This is a genomic window from Vibrio sp. 811, from assembly GCF_033339195.1.
Genome location: NZ_JAWOUB010000513.1, coordinates 1 through 641 on the forward strand (window position 1 = coordinate 1; position 641 = coordinate 641).

Below are 641 nucleotides of genomic sequence, written 5' to 3' on the forward strand. Positions count from 1 at the left end.
ACTTTGGTCTACCGTTGCAACCGCATTTAAACTGACATTAGCGGAATTTACGCCGATCCAAATGCTGTGTATCGCCAGTATGGTTTCTGCCATCGCGCTTACGATTGTGTGCGGTGTGCAAGGTAAATTAAACCAGCTAAGTGCTACTTTTCTCTCTAATCCTTGGTACTACTTGCTGCTTGGTTTGATCAACCCGTTGGCGTATTACTTGATCCTATTTAAAGCGTACGATTTGCTGCCCGCTTCTCAAGCGCAGGCCATCAACTACAGCTGGGCCATTACGCTCACCCTGATGGCAGCGGTGTTTTTGGGGCAAAAGATTCGTGGCAAAGATTGGATAGCGTGTGGATTCAGTTACCTCGGCGTGATCGTGATTGCAACACAAGGCAATGTGCTTGGCATGCAGTTTGAGAGTCCGCTTGGCGTTGGCTTGGCACTTCTGTCGACGTTACTTTGGGCGGGTTACTGGATTCTCAACACCAAAAACAAAGCCGATCCGGTGATTGGTGTTTTGCTGGGCTTTTTGGTTGCCATCCCATTCACTATCGCATTGAGTTGGTACGAAGGCGCAAGCTGGCAATCTATCTCCATCAAAGGCTGGGCGGCGGTGACATACGTCGGCTTGTTTGAGATGGGAGTGA

General features: G+C 49.3%; 1 protein-coding gene. It reads left to right on the forward strand.

The features are described 5' to 3' along the window. A partial coding sequence (locus R7Q46_RS27800) for a DMT family transporter (RefSeq protein WP_318078380.1) occupies positions 1-641 on the forward strand: 641 nt, incomplete at both ends.